Genomic DNA, 21,187 nt, shown 5'->3' with positions numbered 1-21,187 from the left:
TCAGGCGGCGCTGCGGCGCAAGCCGTACCCGGCCTTCATCAGGAGCAGCAGCACGGTGCCGAGGATCAGCGGCTGCTGCAGGACCAGCTGCACCACCTGCGGCAGCACCTTCATCGTGGCCGGCGGCACGAACAGGCCGCCGATCGCGGTGATGAACGGGAACCCCGCGAGCATCAGGTTGTCGCGAGACCAGTGCACGCCGGACAGCGTGTCGATGGCGCTCGCGAACAGCACGCCGAACAGGACCGTGCCGGCCGCGGCGAGCACCGGCAGCGGCACGGCCTGCAGCAGGTGGTCGAACGGGCCGAGCCCGCCCAGCACGAGCAGGATGATCCCGGTCGCCAGCGTGACGTAACGCGAACCGACCTTGGTCACGCGCAGCAGGCCGATGTTGTCCGGGTAGGCCAGCGTGGACATCCCGCCGAAGATCGCGCCGACGGTGCTGCCCAGCACCTCGCCGAACACCCCTTGGGAGACGCGGAAACCCGACAGCTCCTGCCGACCCCAACCCGCCACGATGTCGTAGGTCGCGATGCTCTCCGCGATCGCCGGGAACAGCGTGATGAAGAAGATCAGCACGAGGTCACCGTCGACCGAGAAACCGAACGGGAAGATCCGCGGCACGGTGAAGCCCACGTTGTGCACCACGCCCGCGAAGTGCGTCGGCTCGAAGATCGCGTAGACCACCGTGCCGACGACCACCGCGACCAGCACAGCACCGCGGCGCAGGATGGTTCCCTTGGGCAGCAACGTGAGCAGGATGACCACCAGCGCCGTGACCACGCCCGACACCAGGTTCGTGCCGGGGAACCCGGGGCTGCCGGGCGCCCCCAGCACGTTGGGCAACGCGGTGCTGGTGAGCTGCGTCGCGAGGATCAGCACCAGCACACCGCAGATGATCGGGTCGCGCACGAACTTCGACAGGTACGTGACCAGCCCGTACTTCTTGATCGGGATCGCGAGCACGCACCAGATCAGCCCGGCCACGACCATCGAGCCGAACGCCGCGCCCAGCCCGCCCTTGCCGTGGCCCACCGCGAGCAGCGCGGCCAGCGAACCGGCGTACGGGCCCTGCACGATCGGCAGCCGCAGCAGGAACACCGACTGCAGGATCACCACCAGGCCGGAGGTCATGAACGTGACGCCGTAGAGGTAGGCCGTGTCGGTGGCCGAGAGCTTGAACGCGGTGCCGATGAGCGCCGGGAAGATCAGCAGCCCGGCCATGCCGAGGATGTTCTGGACCCCGAGCCCGATCGAGCTCGAGATCTTGACCTTGTCGTCGATCCCGACGTCGAAGATCGGGACCGAATCGGTTTCCGAGCGGGCAGGAGCCGTGGCGGCGGCGGTGACGGCCATGGGGGAAGCTCCAAGCGATGACGGACGGCTGTGGCGGCCATCGAGCGGGGGGACGGGGAGAGGGAGGCGGGGCGCGGAGAACGGGTCAGGCTTCGGTGGACTTGCGCAGGCGGGCGGCCCAGCGTTCGAGGTACCCGGCGAGCACGATGCGGATCAGCACCGACGCCTTCATCGGCGGTGCTTCGTCGAACTGGGGAGCGGGACGGGGTGCGGTCGCCGTGGCAGTGGCGCTCGCGGATGTGGCAGCGGCGGCGGTCGGGGCGGCCGCCGCCGAGCCGTTGGTCGCCGGAGCCGCTGCCGCGGCGGCGGCGGGCGCCGGGGCCTCTTCCCCGTTCTCGATCCGCTGCCGCACCCGCGTAGCGAGCTCGCCGACCATACGCCCGGACACGTCGGACATGATGCCCCGGCCGAACTGCGCGAGCTTGCCGGAGATGGTCAGGTCCGTCTCGAGGGAGACGTGCGAGCCCTCCGCGGCGGGGGTCACGCGCATGGTCGCCTTGGCTTTCGCCGTGCCGGCCCCGCGCGTGTCCTTGCCGTCGGCCTCCAGCACCGCCACGCGGGCGGCGGCGTCCTTCTCCACGATCTTCGCGACGCCCTGGTAGGCCGCGGTGACCGGCCCGACCTTGATCTTCACCTTGCCTCGGTAGGAGTCGTCACCCAGGTCCTCCACGAGCTCCGCGCCCGGGAAGCAGGCGGCGACGTTGTGCGCGTCCTGCAGGAAAGCGAAGACCTCGTCCGGGTCGGCGGCGACGTCGAAGGAGTTTTCGATGAGCATCCGGTGCCTCTCAGTCCTGGCCCGCGGCCACGATGGCGTCGACGATGCGCGCCGGGGTGATGGGTGCCCGGGTGACGCGGGCCTTCAGCGGGCGCAGCGCGTCCTCCACGGCGTTGGCGATCGTGGCCGGTGCCGGGATCGTGCCGCCCTCCCCCGCGCCCTTCACCCCGAGCGGGTTGAGCGGGCTGGGGGTCTGGATGTGGAACAGCTCGACCGGCGGCACCTCGGTGGCCGACACGAGCGCGTAGTCGAGGTAGCTCGTCGCCTGGGGCTGGCCTTCGGCGTCGTACACCGGCTCCTCGTACATCGCGTTGCCGACACCGTGGGCGAAGCCGCCGAGCACCTGGCCGTCCACGAGCAGCGGGTTGATCACGTTGCCGCAGTCGTGGCCGATCACGTACTTGAGGATCTCGATCTCGCCGGTCTCCGGGTCGACCTCCACGAGCGCGGCGTGCGCGCCACTGGCGTAGGCGGCCCGCTCCGGCGAGAAGTAGCTCTGCGTCTCGATGCCGGCCTTGATGCCGCGCGGCATCGTGATGCCGTGCTTGCCGATGTTCGCCGTCTGCGCGAGCTGCTGCAGGGAAACGGACTTCTCCAGGTCACCGCCGAGGCAGGCCTTGTCGCCGACGAAGTCCACTTCGGACGCGTCGCAGCCGAGCAGGATCGCCGCGGTGTCGAGCAGCCGCTCGCGCATCTGCTTCGCCGCGTCCATCACGGCCGGCCCGCAGGTGGCGGTGATGCGCGAGGCGAACGTGCCCTGCCCGAACGGGATCCGGCTCGTGTCACCGGTCTTGACCTCGATGAGGTCCATGTCGAGGCCGATGCCGTCGGCGGCGATCTGCGCGTAGACGGTCTCGTAGCCCTGGCCCTGCCCGGCCGCCGCGAGCGTGACGAGGATGCGGCCCTTGTTGGTCAGCCGGATCTTCGCGCCCTCGTACGGGCCGAGGCCGCAGCCCTCGATGTACACCGAGAGCCCGATGCCGAGGTAACGCCCCTCCTGGCGCAACTTGGCCTGCAGCGCCCGCGCCTCGTCGTAGCCGATGCGCTCGAGCGTGCCTTCCAGCAGTGTCGGGAAGTCGCCGCTGTCGTAGGTGAGCGGGCTGCCGTCGCGGAACATGATGCCGACCTTGTACGGGAACTCGTCGGCCTGGATCAGGTTGCGGCGCCGCACTTCCGCCGGGTCGAGCCCGAGGTGCTCGGCGATCCGGTCGATCATCCGCTCCATCACGAACACCGCCTGCGGGCGGCCCGCGCCGCGCACCGACGAGGTCGGGACCATGTTCGTGTAGCACGCGCGCAGCTCGATCGCGATGTTCGGCACGTGGTACGGGCCGGGCACGGTCGAGGTCGTGATCGACGGGACCTGCAGGCCCGCGCAGTAGGCGCCCTGGTCGTGCTCGATCACGTCCTTGACTGCGAGCAGCCGCCCGTCGTTGTCGAACGCGACGTCGACGCGGTGGGTCTGCGAGCGCTCCATCATCGAGGTGACCATGTTCTCCTGGCGGTCCTCGACCCACTTCACCGCGCGGCCCAGCTTCATCGCGACCCACGGGATCACGACCTCTTCGCCGTAGAACTGCGCCTTCGGGCCGAAACCGCCGCCGACGTCGGCCGGCGCGATCACGCGGATGTCGTCCTCGGCCATCTCGTAGATCACCGAGAGCTGCTGGCGCGCGTAGTGCGGGGCCTGCGTGGTGTCCCAGATCGTGACCTGCCCGGTCGCCGCTTCGAAGCGCGCCGCGACGCCGCGGGTCTCCATCGAGTGACCGCCGCCGCGCATCACGAAGAACTCGTCGGACAGCACGTTCGGCGCCTCGGCGATCGCCTTCGCCGCGTCGCCCGCGCTCTGGCTCAGCAGCACGGCCACGTTGGTCTCGTCGCCGGAGTGGGCCAGCGGGCCGTTCTCCTGCAGCGCGACGGCGGTGGACGCCACCGCGGGCAGCACCTCGTACTCGACCTCGATGAGCTCCATCGCGTCCTCGGCGAGGTAACGCGACTCGGCGATCACCACGGCCAGCGGCTCGCCGACGTAGTGCAGCTCCGCCGGCGGCATCGGCAGGCGCGGGTAGTCGCGCAGCTGCGGGTGCTGCACCTTCGGCGCCAGCGGCTTCTGGATCTCCATCAGGTCGGCGCCGGAGAACACCGCGACCACGCCGGGCAGCGCGAGCGCCTCGGACGCGTCGAACGACAGGATCTTCGCGTGGGCGTGGGGCGAGCGCAGGAATGCCGCGGCGAGCGCGTCGGGCAGGTCGAGGTCGTCGAGGTAGCCGCCGTGGCCGGTCAGCAGGCGCTCGTCCTCGCGGCGCTCGAGGCGCCGGCCGATCATCGTGCCTTCGGGGACCAGGGTGTCGCTCACGCTTCGCCGTCCTTTCCTGCCGCGACTTCCAGCACGGACTTCACGAGGCCGGTGTAGCCGGTGCAGCGGCAGATGTTGCCGGAGAGCACCTCACGGGCCTGTTCCTCGTCGGTCACGGTCTGCTCGCGCAGCGCCGCGGTCACGCTCATCAGGAAACCGGGCGTGCAGAACCCGCACTGCAGCGCGTGGTTGCGCTTGAAAGCGCACTGCAGCGGCGACAGCTCGCCGTCCTCCGCCAGCCCCTCCACGGTTTCGACCTCGGCGCCGTCGGCCTGCACGGCGAGCATGAGGCACGAGCGCGTGGCCGAGCCATCGACGATCACCGTGCACGCGCCGCACACGCCGTGCTCGCAACCGAGGTGCGTGCCGGTGAGGCGCAGCTTCTCGCGCAGGAAGTCGGCGAGCGTCATCCGGGGGTCGACGACCGCCTCGTGCGCCTGGCCGTTCACCGTCAGGCCGACGGTGTGCGTCTCGTCCTGGGTGCGGGTGGGGAACTCCGTCGCGTTGTCACGCACGGGTGGCCTCCAGTTTTCCTCGGATGTCGGCGAGCGCGCGCTTGACCAGCACGCCGGTGAGCCGGCTGCGGTACTCGGCGCTCGCGTGGATGTCGCCGGTCGGCTCGACCTGCGCGCGGGCGGCGGCTTCGGCCTCGGGCAACAGGTCTTCGCCGAGCGACGCGCCGGTGACCAGCGCCTCGACGTCGGTGAGCCGGTGCGGCGTGGGCGCCACGCCGGCGGCGGCGATGCGGCAGGTGGTGACCACGCCCGCGTCGTCGACCTCGCACACCGCGGCCACGCCGGCGAGCGCGAAGTCCCCGCGCCGCGTCGCGAACTCGCGGAACGCCGAGAACTGGTTCGACGGCGGACGCGGCACGCTGACCTGCAGCAGCAGCTCGTCGGGTTCGAGCGAGGTGGTGAGGTGGAAGAGGAAGAATTCCTCCGCCGGCACCTCGCGCACCCCGCGCGAGGACGCGATGGTGAACGTCGCGTCGAGCACCGAGAGCACGCTGGGCAGCTCGGCCGCCGGGTCGGCGTGGGCGAGGCTGCCGCAGATCGTGCCGCGGTTGCGGATCTGCGGGTGCGCCACCTGGGCCAGTGCCTCGGTGAGCACCGGCAGCATCCGCGCGGCCTCGGGCGAACGCTCGATGCGCCGCTGGCGCACCAGCAGCGGGATCGTGATCCGGTCGTCGCCGAACACCGGCTCGCCGTACTCGGCGCCGAGCCGGTTCACGTCGACCAGGTGCTCGAAGCGGGCCAGGCGGAAGTTGAGCATGGGCATCAGGCTCTGGCCGCCGGCCAGCACCTTCGCGTCGTCGCCGTGAACCTGCAGCGCGGCGAGCGCCTCCTCGAGGGAGCGCGGCGAGTGGTAGGTGAACTTCCCGGGTTTCATGCGGTCTCCGTGCCGGTCACGCCGGTCTTCAGGTGTGCCCGCACGCGCTCGGCGAGCGCGGGCCGTTCGATCAGGGACATGTGCCGCAGGCCGGTCTGGATCTCCAGCTCGGCGGCCGGGATCCCGTCGGCGAGCGCGGCCGCCATCTCCGGCGGTGTCGCGTAGTCGTGCTCGCCGACGAGCACGAGCGTGCGCGCGGTGACCGAGGGCAGCAGCGCGCGCGAGTCCATCTCGCCCATCGCGATCGACGCGGCGGCGTGCGCCTCGCTGTTGGTGCGCAGGAAGATCTTCACGATCCGGTCGGCCTCGGTCGCGTGGTTCTCCCGGAACTCCGGGGAGAACCAGCGGTCGAGCTGGAACGCGACCTGCTTCGAGCGCGGCACGGACACGGCCTTCTCCGCGCGCTCGGCCCACACCTGCGGCGCGTCGTCGCCGTAGTAGGCGGTGGTGTCGGCGAGCACGAGGGAGCGCACGCGGTCCGGGAAGCGGCCGGCGAAGTTCACGCCCACGCTGCCGCCCATCGACAGGCCGAGCAGCGACACGGTCTCCAGCCCCAGCGCGTCGAGCGCCACGCCGACGTCGTCGGCCAGGTCGGCGATGGAGAACGGCTTGCCGTCCCACGAGGACTCACCGTGCCCGCGCAGGTCGAAGGCGAACACCTGGAACTCGTCGGCGAGCGCTTCGGCCAGCGGCGTCCACAGCTCGCCCGACGTCGCGAGCGGGTGCAGCAGCACCACGGGGTCGCCCGCGCCCCAGCGGCGCACGGCCAGCGGGCCCGCGGTCGAGGTGGACGGGGTCATTCGGGCCTCCGGAAGATCTTCTCGGCGTTGGCGCGCAGGATCGCCTCGGTGTCGCTTTCGGACAGTCCGGCCGCCAGGACGGTGTGCACCGGGCGCGGGTCGCCCAGGGCAAACGGGTAGTCGCTGCCCAGCACCACGTGGTCGGCCCCGACGAGGTCGGTGAGGAAGCGGACGGCGGGCGCGGACAGCGCGACGGTGTCGTAGACGAAGTCGCCGAGGTAGTCCGACGGCTTCTCGCGCTGCAGCTCGCCGGCGAACGCCTCCTTGGTGCGGTAGCCGCCGTCGAGCCGGCTCGCCTGGTACGGCAGGAACCCGCCGCCGTGCACCAGGATCACCTTGAGGCCGGGGTGACGGTCGAGCAGGCCGTGCAGGATCAGCTCGGTCACGGCGACCGTGTTGTCGATCAGCCGGCCGTGCACGTTGCCCATCGTGCCGAGCGTGGCGAGCTCACCCGAGGGCCCGTAGGTGGGCGGGTGCAGCACCACGGGGATCTCCTCGCGGGCCGCGACCGTCCACAGTGGCTCGAAGTTCTCCTCGTGCGGCGCAGAGCCGGTGAGCGGGTCGGTGCTCAGCATGACGCCGGTGAACTCCGGGCGCTTCCACACCTGGAGCAGGTCGGCGGCCGCCTGCTCGCCGTCGTCGGTGGCCACGGACGCCAGCGCGGTCGTGCCGCCGCCCAACTCGGCCACGGACTCGGCCATCGCGTCGTTGACCCGCTGCGCCCAGTCGCGCGCGGCCGCCGGCTCGAGGAACGCCGACTGGATGTCCATCCACGGCGAGATGACCTGCGTGGCCACCCCGGTCTGCTTGCGCCAGCCGGCCCGGGGGCCGGTCTCGTTCATGCGCGCGCCGATCGGCCGCGTCTCGCCCATGCCGGGCACGTCGACGACCCAGCCCTTCTCCGTGCGCCGGGCGCTGAACCCGCACGCCGGCGCCTTCTCCAGCGCCGTGAGCAGCGACGGGGGGACGATGTGGGCGTGCGTGTCGAGAACCGGGTAGGGGACGATCTCGTCGGTGTCCGTCCGACTCACCTCTCAGTGCCGAAGACCACGTGTGGGAAAACTCGCTGGTCCCCGACGCTAGGTCCCCTGGACAGGGGCAACCAGCGCGCTTTGCTGTCGGCCCCGGTAAGCAGTTCTTACAGCGGCCCCCTCGCGCGAGCGGGGGGCGGCGTGATGCGATGACCGGAGCCCGGCGCCACGTCCGGGCCACTACGAAAGGCGGAAGCCCGTTGACGGGTACAGCGGCGACAGGACTACCCCGGCGCAACGTCGTCGTGGCCATCACCGGGGCGAGCGGTGCGTGTTACGGCGTGCGCATTCTGCAACTGCTGCGCGAGCGCCCGGACTTCTCGACGCACCTCGTGCTGTCGAAGGCGGGGATCGTGACCCTGCGCCACGAGTGCGACCTGTCCGCCGAGGAGGTGCGCGCGCTGGCCGACGTCACCTACCGGCCCGGCGAGATCGGCGCGACGATCGCCTCGGGCTCGTTCCCCGTGGAAGCCATGCTGGTGGCGCCGTGCTCGATCAAGACGCTCTCGGCGATCGCGACGGGCTACACCGACGACCTGGTCGCCCGCGCCGCCGACGTGTGCCTCAAGGAGGGCCGGCCGCTGCTGCTCATGGTGCGCGAGACGCCGCTGCACCTGGGTCACCTGCGCTCGATGACCGCCGCGGCCGAAGCGGGCGCCATCATCGCGCCCCCGGTTCCGGCCTTCTATTCTCGACCCGGCACGATCGACGAGATGGTGGACTTCACCGCCCGCCGTGCGCTGGCCCGCGTGGGCCTGTGGGAGCTCGCTCCGGCGCCGTGGGACGGTGACGTGACCGGACGCAAAGACGCGCTCATCCAAGGTGGCTGACGGCGGGACCGCGCGAGCGGTCGGGAAAGGACTCGGGTGCTCGAAGCTCGGCGGCTGCAGATCTTCTCGGCGGTGGCCGAACGCGGCTCCTTCACCGCGGCCGCCGAAGCCCTGTTCATGACCCATTCCGCCGTGTCGCAGCAGATGGCGCTGCTGGAACGGCAGCTCGGCGTCACGCTCATGATCCGCGGCCCGCGCGGCATCGAGCTCACCGACTCGGGGCGCATCCTCGCCGAACGCAGCACGGGCCTGCTCGGCACGATCGCGAACATCGAGCAGGAGATGGCCGACCTCAAGGCGCAGCAGTCCTACGTGCGCCTCGGCGCGTTCCCCACCGCCGGCGCCGACCTCATCCCGCGCGTGGTGCGGACCTACCAGGAACGCTATCCGGACACCAAGATCGTGCTGCGCTCGGCCCACGCGTCGGACATGCCCGCGAACCTGCGTGACGGGTCGATCCACCTCGGGTTGGCCTGGGACTACGACTTCGACCCCCGCTCGGTGCCCGCCGACATCGAGTGGATCCACCTCGCCGACGACCCGCTGTGCGTGCTCGTGCCGGTGGACCACCCCGTGGCCGGCGAGTCCGAAGTGGAGCTGCGCGAGCTGGCCGGCGAGAGCTGGGTCGTGCGCAGCCACCGCCCGCCCTACGACGAGGCGTTCACGACGCTGTGCCGGCTCGCCGGGTTCGAAGCGGACATCGGCTTCGCCACGGAGGACTACCTCTCGGCGCAAGGCCTGGTCGCCGCGGGCGTCGGCATCAGCGCGGCGCCGCGGCTGGCCCTGGTGGCGCTGCGGCCCGACGTCGTCGCCGTGGACATCGCGGGTCCCGCGCCGCGGCGGCGCATCGCGGCCGTGCGGCTGCTCAACGCGAGCCATCCCCCCGCCGCCCAGCAGATGCTCGACGTCCTGCGCGCGGCCACGACCCCCGAGGAGACCCCGTGACCGTGCCGGACGACACCGGCGACCGGCCCGGCACCGACGTCCTGCGCCGCATCCTCCGCGACGGGCGCACCGACGTCTCTCTCGTGGACCGCATCGTCGAAGACCTCGCCGTGCAGATCATCGACGGCCGCCTGCCGCCGGGCGCCGATGTGAACTCGGTCGAGCTCGCCCGCCGCTACGCCAGCAGCCGCACGCCCGTGCGCGAGGCGCTCCTGACGCTGCAGCGCGAAGGTCTCGTGGACATCCCCGCGCGCCGCCGCCCGCGCGTGGCACCGGTGACACTGAGCCAGGCGCGCGAGATGTACGAGATCCGCGCGAGCCTCCACGGCCTCGTCAGCGAGCTGATCGTGCGCAACGCCCCCGACGACGCACTGGACGTGCTCGACACCTGGCAAGCCCACCTGCGCGAAGACGCCGGACGCGGCGACGTGGACGCCTACTTCTGGCACAACGTCACGTTCCGCCAGGCCGAAGCCGAGGTCGCGGGCAACCACCAGCTCACCCGCCTGCTCGGCTCACTGGGCCTGCGCACGCTCCAGCTGCGCCACGTGAGCCTGTCGCTGCCCGGCCGCCTCACGCGGTCGGTGGACGACCACGAACGCCTCCTGGAGGCCTACCGCGACCGCGACGCGCCGCTGGCCGTGGCGCTCACCAAGTCCATCATCACCGCCGGCCTGCAGGCGATCGAGGAGTCCGGCTGGTCCGGCCTGTCGGTGGAACGCTCCCCCGGGCCGGTCGACCCCGATCCGCTCGAAGACTGACCGCGCCGGCGCCGGTCACCCGAATCCGGCCCGGACACGGGTGACCGGCGCCTGTGCGCGGGTCGGGGCCTCACGCGCACAGACGGCGGTTACGCGCGCCCGGGCCGGATCCGGGTGCCTCACACCTGCCCGGACCGTTCGATCGCCCGGTAACCCCGCAGCACCAGCGACCGGCTCACCGCCGCGGCGAGCGGTGCGTCGCGATCGGCGTAGGCGTTGACCAGGCGCTCGTGGTCGGCGACCGAGTGCAGCAGCCGGCCCGGCAGCGACAGGCTGAGGTGCCGGAAGCGGTGCATCTGCAGGCCCAGCGACGAGAGCCGACGCTGCAGCTCGCCGTTCTGCGAAAGGCTCGCCTCGGCGTTGCGGAAGCCGACGTTGTGCCAGAAGTAGGCGTGCACGTCACCGCGTTCGGCGTCGTCGGCGAGCACCTTCTGCCACGCGCGCAGGCCATCGATCTCCTCGTCCGTGGCGCGCGCGACCACGAGCTCGCTGACGAGCGCGTAGAGGCTGCCCCGGATCTCGTAGATCTCGCGCACCTGCCGCATGTCCACCGGCGACACGTAGGGCCGCCGGCGCGGCGGCACGATCACCAGCGACTCCCGTTCCAGCAGGAGCAGCGCCTCCCGCACCGGGGTGCGGGAGGTGCTGAACCGCCGGGCGAGCTCGGCCGAGTTCACCTCGTGGCCGGGCCGCAGCCGGCCCTCCACGATGCTGATGGCGAGCTCGCGGAAGATCGCGACCGCGAGCGACGAGTCGCCGTCGGACCCGCGCAACGCGCTGAACAACAGCTCCTTCCGCAGATCCTCGACGCCCGCCTCGGTCACTAGCCGAGCACCTCGGGCCAGCGCCTGGTCACCGAAGCCACCAGGTCCTCGGTCGACTCGGCCACCGCCGGGAAGTCCTTGAGCCGCTCGAACGGCCGGCACGCGTCGATCACCGCGCGGCTGTTGAAGGGGATGTCGCCCGGCAGAGTGAGCGGGTCGACCCGGCTGCCCCACGTTCGCTTCATGACCTCGATGTCGAGCTCCGGGTTGGTGCGCCCGCACATCGCCCACACGACCTCGCCGAGGTCACGCGGGTTCACGTCGTGGTCCACCACCACCGTGAAGCGGTTCATGTAGGCGGCGTTCGGCAGCTGCGCCGTGAGGTACGCGGCCTGGCGCGCGTGCCCCGGGTACTTCTGCTCGATCGCCACGATCAGCAGCGACCGCCCGCCACCGGCCTCGTGCGCCCACACAGTGCGCACGCCGGGCAGCCCGGTCTTGCGCAGCGAGTCGGTGATGATCGCGGACTTCATCACCGTGCGCATGTACGAGTAGTCGTGCGGCGGCTTGCCCGGAGGCGCCCCGAGCAGGATCGGGTCGTCGCGGTAGTAGACCTTCTCGATGTCGATCGCGAGGATCGGGTCCTGCGAACCGGAGTAGTAGCCGGTCCACTCGCCGAACGGGCCCTCGGGGCGCGTGTCGGCCGGGCGGACCCAGCCCTCGATCGCGATCTCCGCGTCGTGCGGCAGCGGCAGGCCCGTGGCCAGCCCCGCGATCGTGCGCACCGGCGAACCGGTCATGGCGCCGACGTAGTCGTACTCCGACACGTCGCCGGGCACCTCGACGCCGGCCGCCACCAGGTACGCCGGGTGGTGCCCGAGCGAAGCGGCGATCGGCGCGCGGCCCTCGGCCTCGAACCAGCGGCGCAGGTGCTGCGCGCCGTGCTTGCCGGCCTCGATGTTCACGGTCGCCGAGCGGCCGTCGTCCTGCACCTGCATGCGGTAGGCGCCGAGGTTGATCCGGCCGGTGTCGTAGTCGCGCGTGACCACGGCGCAGCCCGTGCCGATGTAGCGCCCGCCGTCGCCCTCGTGCCAGCGCGGCACGGGGAACTTCAGCAGGTCCACCTCGTCGTCCACATGGGACAGCAGCGGCCCGTCGGCGACGGTGACCGCCCGGAACTCCGCGGCGTTCGCGGCCCACTGGCCGGGCTTCACCGCGAGGCTCTCCATCAGGTCCTCGTCGGTGTTGTCCCAGCCCATGCCCAGCACCGAGCCGAGCAGGCGCGGGTTGCTGACCGAGCCGGACAGCACCCGTGAGCCCGTCGAGTAGTCCTTGATGTTGTCGAACAGCATCGCCTTCGGCTTGCTGCGCCGGTAGTTGACCTGCGAGAGCGCGCCGATCTCCAGCTCCCAGTGGGCGCCGTCGATGGGCTGGACCTCGCCTTCGCGCTCGGCTTCGGCGAGCCAGCGCCGCAGGTCGGGACCGGTGTCGTTCATGCCACTCCTCGTCGCGTGTCGGCCTGCAGGTACTCGGTGGCCGCGTCGGCGGTGATCACGTCCGCGTACTTCTGGTTGAGGTCGAACAGGCTCAGCCAGTGCGACGACTCGAACCGGTCGAAGCACAGGTCGCCGACCACTCCCACGCGGTAGCCGCGGCTGCACGCGTCGACCACCGTCGAGCGCACGCACCCGCTGGTGGCTTCGCCGACCACGAGCAGCGTGTCGTGACCCCCCGCGCGGAGGATGGTGTCGAGCGGGGTCTGGAAGAAGCAGCTCGGGCCGATCTTCTCCAGCACGATGTCCCCGTCGGCCGGGGCCACCTCCGCCACGATGGCGTTGCCGTCCACCGCACGCGGTTTCGGAGCCAGCGCGGGCGCCGGCTTGCGGTTCCAGCGCCCGTATTCCGCCGGCGTGGCGTGGAAGTACGCCACGCGCACGCCGGCGTCACGAGCCGTCTGCAGGAACGGTGCCGTCCGGTCGACGACCTCCCAGCCCTGCGCGCCGCACGAGCTCGGCCAGTCGGCGACCGAGTCGAGGATGTCGGCGCGCGGCAGGCCCAGGGCCGTGTAGTACAGGTCGACAGCCACCACGAACGGCCGCGAACCGAGACCGAAGGGCGCCTGCTTGGCCCACGACGTGGCCGCGAGCACGGCCCGGTCGCGGTCCGTCAGGTAGGGCGCCCAGCCGTCCTCGAACACGGCCGCCGCGGTCGTCGGCACGCTCACGCCGCCGCCAGCGTGCTGTCGATGTACTGCGTGACGTCCGCCGGCGGGGTCTTCTTGGCGTTGTGCGCGGCCTCGTCGAACGCCTGCTTGATCACCTTGGGGTCGACCTCGGGGGTCTGCGACCACACGGTGAGGAAGAAGTCGTAGGCGTACTGCGCGAGGTCGTCGCTCTGCACCCCGCTGTACTTCTTGATGGCCTTCACCGTCTCGGCCTTGTGCCCGCGCAGGTACTGCAGCGACTCGGCTTCCGCGGCGTAGAACCGCTTCACCGCTTCGCGGTTGTTCTGCAGGAACTTGTTCTGCACGGTGTAGGCGCCGAGCGGGAACTGCAGATCGGCCAGGGAAGCCAGGCGGTGCGCGCCCTTCTCCCGGCTCTGCGTGCCGTTGGGCGGCTGGGTCAGCAGCGCGGACACCGCACCGCTGCCGAGCGCCGCGACCTCCGCGGGCACGCTCTTCACGAACACCGCCTGCACGTCTTCGCGCTTCATGCCGTTGGCCTCGAGCAGGTCGGTCAGCCCGAAGTCGCTCTGCGAACCCGGCGACGAGATCGCGACCTTCTTGCCCTTGAGGTCCTTGATCGTCTTGACGTCGGGGCTGGCCCACATCTCGAGGTTGTAGTGCGGCTCCGACATCGCCACGTACTTCAGGTCGGACCCCTTCATGATCGCGGCGGCGGTGTCGGCCGCGACGCCGACGCCGATGTTCACGCTGTTGCTCGACAGCGCCGCGACGAGCTGCGAGCTGTCGTTGAGCCGGCTGAGCGTGACCTTGAGGCCGTGCTTGGCGAAGATGCCTTCGTCCTGGGCCACGTACAGGTCGGAGTAGCCCGCGCCGAGCGCGGTGTAGCCGATCGTGATCGGCAGGGCGCCGCTGGCGTCGGCCTTGACCGGGTCGGTGCCACCGCCCTTGCCGGCGCAGCCGGAGAGCCCGAGCGCCAGGGCCGCCGTCGCGGCGACCGTCGAAAGGAGCTTCTTGTTCATTGAGAACCTGCCCAGTGGGTGAAGCGGCGTTCGATCATCCGCACGGCGCCGTTGAGCAGCAGCGCGACGACGGCGAGGATGACGATGCCGGCCATGGCGTTGTCCATGTTGAAGTTCGAGGTCTGGGTCTGGACGAAGTACCCGAGGCCCTGGCTCGCGAGGAACAGCTCCGCGACGATCGCACCGACGAGTGCGCGGCCGACGGCCAGGCGCACACCGGCGAGGATGTACGGCAGCGTCGCGGGCAACGCGATGGCGTAGAAGAACCTCAGCCGCGGCGTGCAGAACACCGTGGCCACGCGGGTGTAGTCGCTGTCGAGGTTCCGCACGCCGGCGGTGATGTTGATGATCAAGGGCAGGATCGCCGCCCAGATGATGACGAGGATGCGCGAGACGTCGCCGATGCCGAACCAGAAGATGATGATCGGCAGGAACATCACGTACGGCACGGAGTAGAGGATGTTGACCATCGGTTCGGTCATGTCGTGCAGGATCTTGCTGCGGCCCAGCACGAGACCCACCGGGATGCCGACGACGAACGTGATCAGCAGTCCCCACAACAGTTCGAGGCCGGTCGCGCCGAGCGCGGGCCAGATGTCACCCGAGCCGAACAAGTCGATCTCGGACGAGACGATGCGCGTCGGGCTGCTGCTGAAGGAGACGTCGACGATGCCGGTGGCGCTGAAGAGCTGCCACAGCACCAGGACGATGACGATCCCGAGCGTGCCGAGCAGACCGCTACGCCTGCGCTGTACCCAGGCGGACAGCCCCTTGGACTCCAGTGCCGCTGGTTGCCCGGGCGTTGTCGGCGGCCTGGTCAGTGTTGACGCCGTGGTCATGGTTCCTCGCTGAGTCTTCCGCGGATTCCTGGGTGGGGTTGGGGTTCGCGCTCGCGCCGGCGGGCTTGTGGTGCAGCGCCTCGAGAATCCTGTCGCCGTAGGCGAGGAACTCGGCGCTGCGCCGCCAGGCCGCGTCCCGGGGACGGGGCGCGTCGATCTTGACCTCGAGCGCGACGTGGGCCGGGGACTGGGAGAACACGATCACGCGGTCGGCCAGCAACACGGCCTCGTTCACGTCGTGGGTCACGAACATGGCCGTCTTCTTGGAGCTGACGGTGTCGGCCTGCCAGATGCGCAGGAGCTCGTCCTGCAGGTTCTCCCGCGTCTGCGCGTCGAGCGCGCCGAAGGGCTCGTCGAGCAGCAGCAGGGTCGGGTCGGTGGCCAGGGCCCGCGCGAGGTTCACGCGCTGCTTCATGCCACCCGAGAGCTCGTGCGGGTACTTGTGGGTCACGTGCGCCAGGCCCACGATCTCCAGCAGTTCCTGCGCCCGTTCCTTGACCTGGGCCGTGAGGCGGCCCTGGACCTGCGGTCCGAAGAGGACGTTGTCCAGCACCGTGCGCCACGGGTAGAGCGAGGCGTGCTGGAACACCAGCGATCGCTCGGGGCCGGGTCCCTTGACGGCTTTGCCGCCCACCTCGAGCGCACCACCGGCGACCGGGACGAGCCCGGCGACGGCTTCGAGGAAGGTGGTCTTGCCGCACCCACTGGGTCCGACGATGACCACGAACTCCTCGTCCATGATCTGGAGGTTGAGGTCGAGGACCGCCGTGGAGAACGCGTTGCCGCGCCTGGCCTTGTGGCCGAGCAGCAGGTCACGCGCGTCCAGACATACATTCGACGACGTCATCGGCCGACCGCCACCCCAACCGGTCGGACTTCCGGGTTGCTCACTACTACTCCTCCTTGCTGATGGCTGCACTGCGATTCGCAAGGTGTCGACACTTCGGGAGAGTCTCTGCTCCGACCCCAAATGTGTCAAGGGTCGCAGTGAGACAGTCGCCATGATCGAAGCGGAAAAAGATCTTCCACAAGAAGGAAAATTCCTGGTCACACCAGCGAAGGCGCGCCTCGATTCCTTTCGGTACCGATCGCCTCGTTACCGACGTGTCACCAGCTTCGCTCGGCAAACTGTCGACACTAGCCACTTCCGAGCGGCATCAACGCTGCCTCACTGGGCCGTTCGGAGCAACGTGACGGCCGTGGCGAACGCACCTTGGCGGTCTCGGTTCTGTGCCCGAGCTCGTCGGCCACCCGATCGGCAAAGTTTTCCCCGCCGTGTCCGCCATCGCCCGAACTTGCCATGAACGCGGCGGATGATCGCTACGCTTTCGCCCGTTTCCGGGCCGGCCTGGGGGTCACACCCTCATGCACCGCTTCCGCGCGTCCGTGGCGCTCGCCGCGGCCGCCACCGCGTTCGCGCTGGTCACCGCACCCGCCGACGCCGCCGCCGCGCCGTTCACCTCGACGATCTTCAAAGCCATCCACAACAGCTACTGCGGCAACGTGGACGGCGCGAAGGGCTCGATCACCTCCCTGGCCGCGGTGAACCAGGAGCTCCAGGCCGCGTTCGGCCCGCGGCTGCTGCTCGCGAAGGACTAGTCGGCCGGTGCGACCACGGACTCGTTGCGCGGCAAGGTACTCCCCCTGCTCTCCGGCGACAGCGGCACGCGCGCCGAATACCGCCGCGACCTCGGCTACCACCCGGCGGTGGCGATCAATGGCCACGGCCGGGTCGTCGAGGTGCACGACTCCGGCGCCGGCGCGCTCTGGTACTGGACCGGCACGTACGGTGCCGACGGCCGCGTGACCCGGAACCGCCACGGCCGCTACGACAGCGGCCACACCCCGGCGATCGCGCTCGACGACTCGGGCCGGCTCGTGGAGGTGCACCAGTCGCAGGCCGCCACCACGCTCCGGTCCCACACGGCGAAGCTCGGCGCCGACGGCGAGCTGACCTGGTCGCCGAGCCGGCAGTACGACAACGGCGTGTCCCCCACCGTTGCCTTCACCGGCACCGGGGTGCGGGCGATCCACCGCAGCCAGTCCAGCAGCCAGAACTGGCAGTGGCAGGGCATGCTCGACGCGAACGGCGCGGGCGTGACCTGGACCGGCAACGCGAAGACGCCGGACGCGCTGTACCCGAAGGCCACCGGCACGTTCGGCACGCGGCGCGTGACCGTGTCGACGGGCGCGGAAGGCCCGACCCCGGCCCAGACCCTGCGTTATGCCACCGACCGCTTGTCCGGCGAACGCGCGCTACCCGCAGGTCGCGTTCGACGAGTACCGGAAGGGCGACCCCGCGGAGCTGCAGCAGGACGCGTTGTTCCACGGCGCGCCGGCCACGGAATCGGCGTTCATCACGGCGGCACGCGCAAGCGGGCACCTGGTCCGCGGCTCGGACTTCGATTCGGCGGGCCTGGCCACGAACCCGCCGGCGAGCTACGCGGCCACCAACCACCCCTGGGACGCCTGGTACCAGACGCTCATCGCGGCCGCGGCCCAGTAGCCGAGCGCGCGACGGGCCGGGCTTCCGCACCCCGACGGCGGAAGCCCGGCCCTGTCCCCGCAGGTGGTGCCCGCACCGGTCGGTGTCCCCGGCCGCCGCCCGCGGCCTCGACCGGTGCCGCACCACGTTCCGTGGTGCCCGCGGCTCAGCTCGGCAGCGGTACCGCCCGCGCCCTCGGCCGCGGAATCTCGCGCTCCGCAACCCTTTCCGGCGCCTGCCGGTCCGCCGCCGCTCTCGCCGGGCCTCCCGTGCACCGCTGCTCGAACCGCTCCATCAACACGGCACCGACCATCAGGACCACGGGTGTTCCCAGCGCGAACCACATGCCTCCTGAGGTACCCAGCGACATCCCGGCCGAACCCGCTTCTGCCCCGTCCGGGGGATTTCCGTTGCGGGGCCGGACAACCGCACGAACCACCAGAAGTTCGCCGCCCGCGCTGCCGATCTTCGCGGCGCGGGCGACGATCGGATCATGAACGGGCGGCGGGCAGCGAACTTCGGCATCTGGTTCTTCGGCGCACTGGGCGGGATCCTGTGGGGCTACGACACCGGGGTCATCTCCGGTGCGCTGCTCTACATCGGCCACGACATCCCGTTGAGCCCGCTGGTGCAGGGCATGGTCGTCTCCGGGCTGCTGGCCGGGTCGATGGCGGGCGCGGGCCTCGCGGGCCGGCTCGCCGACTCGCTGGGGCGGCGCCGGATGATCCTCGGTTCCGGGCTGGTGTTCGTCGTCGGCACGGTCGGCGCGGCACTGTCGGGTGCCGCGCCGATGCTGGTGACGTTCCGGTTCGTGATGGGCATCGGCGTCGGGATCGCGTCGGTCGTGGTGCCGATGTACCTGTCGGAGCTGGCGCCGAAGGAGGTACGCGGCAAGCTCACCTCGCTGATGCAGCTGCTGGTCACCGTCGGCATCCTGGTCGCCTACATCGCCGACTACGCGCTGTCGGGCTGGGGCGCGTGGCGGTGGATGATCGGGCTCGGAGTGGTGCCGGCGGTGCTGCTGGTCGCCGGGATCTACACGCAGCCGGAGAGCCCCCGCTGGCTGGCGGTCAACAAGCACGACGAACGCGCGGCCCGCACCGTGCTGACCCGGTTGCGCGGCAGCGAGGACGCGGCCGACGCCGAACTGGCCGACATCCGCGCCGGCGCCCGCGACGAGGCCGAGCGCGCGGAGCCGTTGCGGCTGCGGATGCTCACGGGCGGGCGGCTGCGCAAGGTGTTCACGATCGGGATGCTGCTGGTGTTCTTCCAGAACTTCGTGGGTATCAACACGATCATCTACTACGCGCCCACGCTGCTGACCAACGTGGGGTTCGGCTCGTCCGGCGCGATCCTCGCCAACGTGGGCATCGGCGCCGTGAACATGCTCATGACCCTGCCCGCGATGCGGCTGATCGACCGGCGGGGCCGGCGGCCGCTGTTGCTCGTGGGCGCGCTCGGCATGTGCGCGGCGATGGTGCTGCTGGCCGTGGTCAACCTCGGCGGGCCGGGAAAGGGACCGGTGGTGCTCGGCCTCACGCTCGCCGGGATCGCGGTGTACATCGCGTCGTTCTCGGTGTCGTGGGGGCCGGTGCAGTGGGTGGCGCTGCCGGAGCTGTTCCCGCTGCGGATCCGCGCGGCGGCCGTGAGTGTGTGCGTGGTGTTCAACTGGCTGTTCAACCTGGCGGTCGCGCTGGTGTTCCCGCAGCTGCTCGACGCGTTCGGAGCCGGGCTGAACTTCCTGTTCTTCGCCGTGATGACGGCGCTGGCGTTCCTGTTCGTGTGGCGGCTGATGCCGGAGACGAAGGGCCGCAGCCTCGAGGACCTCGAACGCGAGCTCGTGGGTGCGTAAGCTGATCAGGTGCGGACACGACCGACCCTGAGCTGGACCGGCACGGGTGAACCGCTCCCGCGCACCTCCAGCGTGGCCGAGGTGGCCGAGGTCGTCGCCCGCGGTCGCGTGGTGGTGCTGAGCGGGGCGGGGATCTCGACCGAGTCCGGCATCCCCGACTACCGCGGCGAATCCGGCAGCCTGCGCCGGCACACCCCGATGACGTACGACGAGTTCACCGGCAGCCCCGAGGGCCGGCGCCGCTACTGGGCGCGCAGCCACCTGGGCTGGCGCACCATCGCGCGCGCCGAGCCCAATTCCGGGCACCGCGCCGTCGCGACGCTGCGTGAGGCCGGCCTGCTGTCCGGCGTGATCACGCAGAACGTCGACGGCCTGCACCGCGCGGCGGGCACGCGCGGCGTCGTCGAGCTGCACGGCAACCTCGACCGCGTGATCTGCCTCGGCTGCCGCCGGGTCACCCCGCGTGGAGAGCTCGATGACCGCCTGCGCACCGCCAACCCCGACTTCGGCGGCACCGCCACCCGCGTCAACCCCGACGGCGACGTCGACCTCGCCGAGGACGCCGTGCGCACCTTCACGCTCGTCGACTGCACGGCCTGCGCCGGTGTGCTGAAGCCCGACGTGGTGTTCTTCGGCGAAAACGTGCCGCGGCCGCGGGTCGAGCGCTGCTACCGCCTGGTCGACGAAGCCGCGGCGGTCCTCGTCCTCGGCTCGTCCCTCACGGTCATGTCCGGCCTGCGCTTCGTCCGCCACGCAGCGAAAACCGGCAAACCCGTCCTCATCGTCAACCGCGGGGAAACCCGCGGCGACGCCCACGCGCGCGTGCGGGTGGACCTGCCGCTGGGCCAGGCGCTGACCGACCTGGTCGACCTCCTCGGCGACCACGCCGGCCGGACCGCCTGACGCGTCAGCGGAACGCGGCCACGGACTCCGCCACCCACTCGGCGAACGTCCGGGCCGGGCGGCCCAGCACGCGCTCGACGTCGGGGCTCACCGCGCGTTCGGCGGGCAGCGGCGAGCCCAGCACGGCGAGCGTCGCGTCGGCGATGGGCGGCGGCATGAACTCCAGCATCGCCGCGCGGGCCTCGGCCGGCGTCTGGTCGGCGAAGCGGACGGGTTCACCGAGTGCGGCCGCGAGCGCGGCCACGCGTTCGCGCGGAGTCAGGGCTTCCGGGCCGGTCACCGTGTACTCGGCGCCGTCGTGCGCCTCGTCCAGCAGGGCCGCCGCGGCGACCGCCGCGACGTCCGCCGGGTCGGCGAACGGAAGGGCGACGTCGCCGAACGGGGCCGCCACGACCCGCGAAGCCCGTACCGAAGGCACCCACGCCAGCGTGTTCGTGGTGAACCCGCTCGGGCGCAGGACGGTCGCCATCGGCACCACCGAGCGCACAGCTTGTTCGTACGCCGTGAAGAAGCCGTACGCGTCGGGCCGCGTCGCCGCGCCCTGCGACGACAGGAGCACGAGGCGGGGCACGGACTTCACGACATCCGCCACCTCGACCGGGACCGGGCCGCCCGGGAAGAGGAACAGCGCGTCGGCGCCGCTCAGTACCTCGCGCAGCGTCTGCGGTGCCGCCAGGTCCGCGACGCGGTGTGCCACACCCGCGGGCAGCGAGGCGGGCACCGTCCGCGACACCGCCGTCACCTCCGCGCCCGCCGCCGCCAGCGCTGCCACCAGTGGGCGGCCGACGTTTCCGGTCGCCCCCGTCACCACGATCATCTCCGTACCCCGTTTCTCAGGTTCCACAGTGGTCACGAAGGTGCCGTGCGCGTCCCGGGGCCGGAAGGACGCACCTTTAA

At 71.1% G+C, this 21,187-nt stretch carries 22 protein-coding genes; 7 read left to right on the top strand and 15 right to left on the bottom strand.

From position 1 onward, the window contains the following. The 7 genes from ACWEOE_RS16020 to ACWEOE_RS15990 form a co-directional block, all read right to left on the bottom strand. Window positions 1–1,356: a uracil-xanthine permease family protein gene (locus ACWEOE_RS16020; protein WP_452009194.1), complete on the bottom strand. Its 1,356-nt coding sequence runs from the start codon at window positions 1,354–1,356 to the stop codon at window positions 1–3. An 85-nt stretch (window positions 1,357–1,441) separates the two neighbouring features. Beyond that, window positions 1,442–2,131, bottom strand: coding sequence for an SRPBCC family protein (locus ACWEOE_RS16015; RefSeq protein WP_452009192.1), 690 nt, complete (start codon window positions 2,129–2,131; stop codon window positions 1,442–1,444). Between the two features lie 10 nt (window positions 2,132–2,141). Next, on the bottom strand, window positions 2,142–4,487 hold the full coding sequence (locus tag ACWEOE_RS16010) for a xanthine dehydrogenase family protein molybdopterin-binding subunit (RefSeq protein ID WP_452009189.1): 2,346 nt from the start codon (window positions 4,485–4,487) through the stop codon (window positions 2,142–2,144). Beyond that, entirely contained in the window at window positions 4,484–5,002 is a 519-nt protein-coding gene (locus ACWEOE_RS16005) for a (2Fe-2S)-binding protein (protein WP_452009186.1), read from the bottom strand. The genes ACWEOE_RS16010 and ACWEOE_RS16005 overlap by 4 nt, the downstream gene beginning before the upstream one ends. Further along, window positions 4,995–5,876 (bottom strand): FAD binding domain-containing protein, encoded by an 882-nt coding sequence (locus tag ACWEOE_RS16000; RefSeq protein ID WP_452009183.1) that lies wholly within the window; start codon window positions 5,874–5,876, stop codon window positions 4,995–4,997. The genes ACWEOE_RS16005 and ACWEOE_RS16000 overlap by 8 nt, the downstream gene beginning before the upstream one ends. After that, window positions 5,873–6,676 (bottom strand): alpha/beta fold hydrolase, encoded by an 804-nt coding sequence (locus tag ACWEOE_RS15995; RefSeq protein WP_452009181.1) that lies wholly within the window; start codon window positions 6,674–6,676, stop codon window positions 5,873–5,875. Before ACWEOE_RS15995 ends, ACWEOE_RS16000 begins: the two co-directional genes overlap by 4 nt. Continuing rightward, window positions 6,673–7,707, bottom strand: coding sequence for an amidohydrolase family protein (locus tag ACWEOE_RS15990; RefSeq protein WP_452009178.1), 1,035 nt, complete (start codon window positions 7,705–7,707; stop codon window positions 6,673–6,675). Before ACWEOE_RS15990 ends, ACWEOE_RS15995 begins: the two co-directional genes overlap by 4 nt. 200 nt (window positions 7,708–7,907) lie before the next feature. On the opposite strand from ACWEOE_RS15990, the gene ACWEOE_RS15985 reads away from it, so the two are divergent. Genes ACWEOE_RS15985 through ACWEOE_RS15975 form a run of 3 tightly spaced genes read left to right on the top strand, consistent with a single transcriptional unit; the run spans window position 7,908 to window position 10,243 of the window. Next, on the top strand, window positions 7,908–8,537 hold the full coding sequence (locus ACWEOE_RS15985) for a UbiX family flavin prenyltransferase (protein ID WP_452009175.1): 630 nt from the start codon (window positions 7,908–7,910) through the stop codon (window positions 8,535–8,537). Between the two features lie 36 nt (window positions 8,538–8,573). Continuing rightward, window positions 8,574–9,482: a LysR family transcriptional regulator gene (locus ACWEOE_RS15980; protein WP_366576601.1), complete on the top strand. Its 909-nt coding sequence runs from the start codon at window positions 8,574–8,576 to the stop codon at window positions 9,480–9,482. Further along, window positions 9,479–10,243: a GntR family transcriptional regulator gene (locus tag ACWEOE_RS15975; protein ID WP_452009172.1), complete on the top strand. Its 765-nt coding sequence runs from the start codon at window positions 9,479–9,481 to the stop codon at window positions 10,241–10,243. The genes ACWEOE_RS15980 and ACWEOE_RS15975 overlap by 4 nt, the downstream gene beginning before the upstream one ends. Before the next feature lie 119 nt (window positions 10,244–10,362). Here the strand turns inward: ACWEOE_RS15975 and ACWEOE_RS15970 are convergent, their stop codons facing one another. The 6 genes from ACWEOE_RS15970 to ACWEOE_RS15945 are packed head-to-tail and all read right to left on the bottom strand — an operon-like array spanning window position 10,363 to window position 15,897. Beyond that, a complete protein-coding gene (locus ACWEOE_RS15970; RefSeq protein ID WP_452009170.1) occupies window positions 10,363–11,067 on the bottom strand; it encodes a GntR family transcriptional regulator in 705 nt (234 codons plus the stop codon). Next, entirely contained in the window at window positions 11,067–12,503 is a 1,437-nt protein-coding gene (locus ACWEOE_RS15965; protein ID WP_452009167.1) for a UbiD family decarboxylase, read from the bottom strand. The genes ACWEOE_RS15970 and ACWEOE_RS15965 overlap by 1 nt, the downstream gene beginning before the upstream one ends. After that, window positions 12,500–13,231, bottom strand: coding sequence for an isochorismatase family protein (locus ACWEOE_RS15960; RefSeq protein WP_452009164.1), 732 nt, complete (start codon window positions 13,229–13,231; stop codon window positions 12,500–12,502). Before ACWEOE_RS15960 ends, ACWEOE_RS15965 begins: the two co-directional genes overlap by 4 nt. Further along, complete coding sequence (locus tag ACWEOE_RS15955) at window positions 13,228–14,211, bottom strand: ABC transporter substrate-binding protein (protein ID WP_452009162.1); 984 nt, start codon at window positions 14,209–14,211, stop codon at window positions 13,228–13,230. The genes ACWEOE_RS15960 and ACWEOE_RS15955 overlap by 4 nt, the downstream gene beginning before the upstream one ends. After that, a complete protein-coding gene (locus tag ACWEOE_RS15950) occupies window positions 14,208–14,912 on the bottom strand; it encodes an ABC transporter permease (RefSeq protein WP_452009159.1) in 705 nt (234 codons plus the stop codon). Before ACWEOE_RS15950 ends, ACWEOE_RS15955 begins: the two co-directional genes overlap by 4 nt. Before the next feature lie 37 nt (window positions 14,913–14,949). Further along, the gene (locus ACWEOE_RS15945) at window positions 14,950–15,897 is read right to left on the bottom strand and encodes an ABC transporter ATP-binding protein (protein WP_452009156.1); all 948 of its coding nucleotides are present in this window, start codon (window positions 15,895–15,897) and stop codon (window positions 14,950–14,952) included. 518 nt (window positions 15,898–16,415) lie between these two features. Here ACWEOE_RS15945 and ACWEOE_RS15940 point away from each other — a divergent pair. Continuing rightward, window positions 16,416–16,649 (top strand): hypothetical protein, encoded by a 234-nt coding sequence (locus ACWEOE_RS15940; protein ID WP_452009153.1) that lies wholly within the window; start codon window positions 16,416–16,418, stop codon window positions 16,647–16,649. Between the two features lie 227 nt (window positions 16,650–16,876). Here ACWEOE_RS15940 and ACWEOE_RS15935 read toward each other — a convergent pair whose 3' ends face one another. Next, complete coding sequence (locus tag ACWEOE_RS15935; RefSeq protein WP_452009150.1) at window positions 16,877–17,215, bottom strand: hypothetical protein; 339 nt, start codon at window positions 17,213–17,215, stop codon at window positions 16,877–16,879. Between the two features lie 59 nt (window positions 17,216–17,274). Between ACWEOE_RS15935 and ACWEOE_RS15930 the strand changes: the two genes are divergently transcribed. The 3 genes from ACWEOE_RS15930 (at window position 17,275) to ACWEOE_RS15920 (ending at window position 20,290) form a co-directional block, all read left to right on the top strand. Then, window positions 17,275–17,556 carry a hypothetical protein gene (locus tag ACWEOE_RS15930; RefSeq protein ID WP_452009147.1) on the top strand — a complete coding sequence of 94 codons (282 nt, stop codon included), beginning with the start codon at window positions 17,275–17,277 and terminating at the stop codon, window positions 17,554–17,556. A gap of 472 nt (window positions 17,557–18,028) precedes the next feature. Beyond that, on the top strand, window positions 18,029–19,387 hold the full coding sequence (locus ACWEOE_RS15925) for a sugar porter family MFS transporter (RefSeq protein WP_452009145.1): 1,359 nt from the start codon (window positions 18,029–18,031) through the stop codon (window positions 19,385–19,387). Window positions 19,388–19,396: 9 nt separating this feature from the next. Beyond that, window positions 19,397–20,290: an NAD-dependent protein deacetylase gene (locus ACWEOE_RS15920; RefSeq protein ID WP_452009142.1), complete on the top strand. Its 894-nt coding sequence runs from the start codon at window positions 19,397–19,399 to the stop codon at window positions 20,288–20,290. 4 nt (window positions 20,291–20,294) lie between these two features. On the opposite strand, the gene ACWEOE_RS15915 is transcribed toward ACWEOE_RS15920, so the two are convergent. After that, window positions 20,295–21,107, bottom strand: a complete 813-nt coding sequence (locus tag ACWEOE_RS15915; RefSeq protein WP_452009139.1) for an NAD(P)H-binding protein — start codon at window positions 21,105–21,107, stop codon at window positions 20,295–20,297. Between the last annotated feature and the right edge of the window lie 80 nt (window positions 21,108–21,187).

It is taken from the genome of Amycolatopsis sp. NPDC004368, assembly GCF_053602515.1.
This window is presented reverse-complemented; position numbering and strand designations above follow the sequence as displayed.

Excerpts from the sequence above, each read along its gene's own strand:
- ACWEOE_RS15945 (WP_452009156.1), bottom strand. The coding sequence starts at position 15,897 with ATGACGTCGTCGAATGTATGTCTGGACGCGCGTGACCTGCTGCTCGGC.
- ACWEOE_RS15965 (WP_452009167.1), bottom strand. The coding sequence starts at position 12,503 with ATGAACGACACCGGTCCCGACCTGCGGCGCTGGCTCGCCGAAGCCGAG.
- ACWEOE_RS15925 (WP_452009145.1), top strand. The coding sequence starts at position 18,029 with ATGAACGGGCGGCGGGCAGCGAACTTCGGCATCTGGTTCTTCGGCGCA.
- ACWEOE_RS16015 (WP_452009192.1), bottom strand. The coding sequence starts at position 2,131 with ATGCTCATCGAAAACTCCTTCGACGTCGCCGCCGACCCGGACGAGGTC.
- ACWEOE_RS16020 (WP_452009194.1), bottom strand. The coding sequence starts at position 1,356 with ATGGCCGTCACCGCCGCCGCCACGGCTCCTGCCCGCTCGGAAACCGAT.
- ACWEOE_RS15915 (WP_452009139.1), bottom strand. The coding sequence starts at position 21,107 with ATGATCGTGGTGACGGGGGCGACCGGAAACGTCGGCCGCCCACTGGTG.
- ACWEOE_RS15995 (WP_452009181.1), bottom strand. The coding sequence starts at position 6,676 with ATGACCCCGTCCACCTCGACCGCGGGCCCGCTGGCCGTGCGCCGCTGG.
- ACWEOE_RS15955 (WP_452009162.1), bottom strand. The coding sequence starts at position 14,211 with ATGAACAAGAAGCTCCTTTCGACGGTCGCCGCGACGGCGGCCCTGGCG.
- ACWEOE_RS15940 (WP_452009153.1), top strand. The coding sequence starts at position 16,416 with ATGCACCGCTTCCGCGCGTCCGTGGCGCTCGCCGCGGCCGCCACCGCG.
- ACWEOE_RS16000 (WP_452009183.1), bottom strand. The coding sequence starts at position 5,876 with ATGAAACCCGGGAAGTTCACCTACCACTCGCCGCGCTCCCTCGAGGAG.
- ACWEOE_RS15930 (WP_452009147.1), top strand. The coding sequence starts at position 17,275 with ATGCCACCGACCGCTTGTCCGGCGAACGCGCGCTACCCGCAGGTCGCG.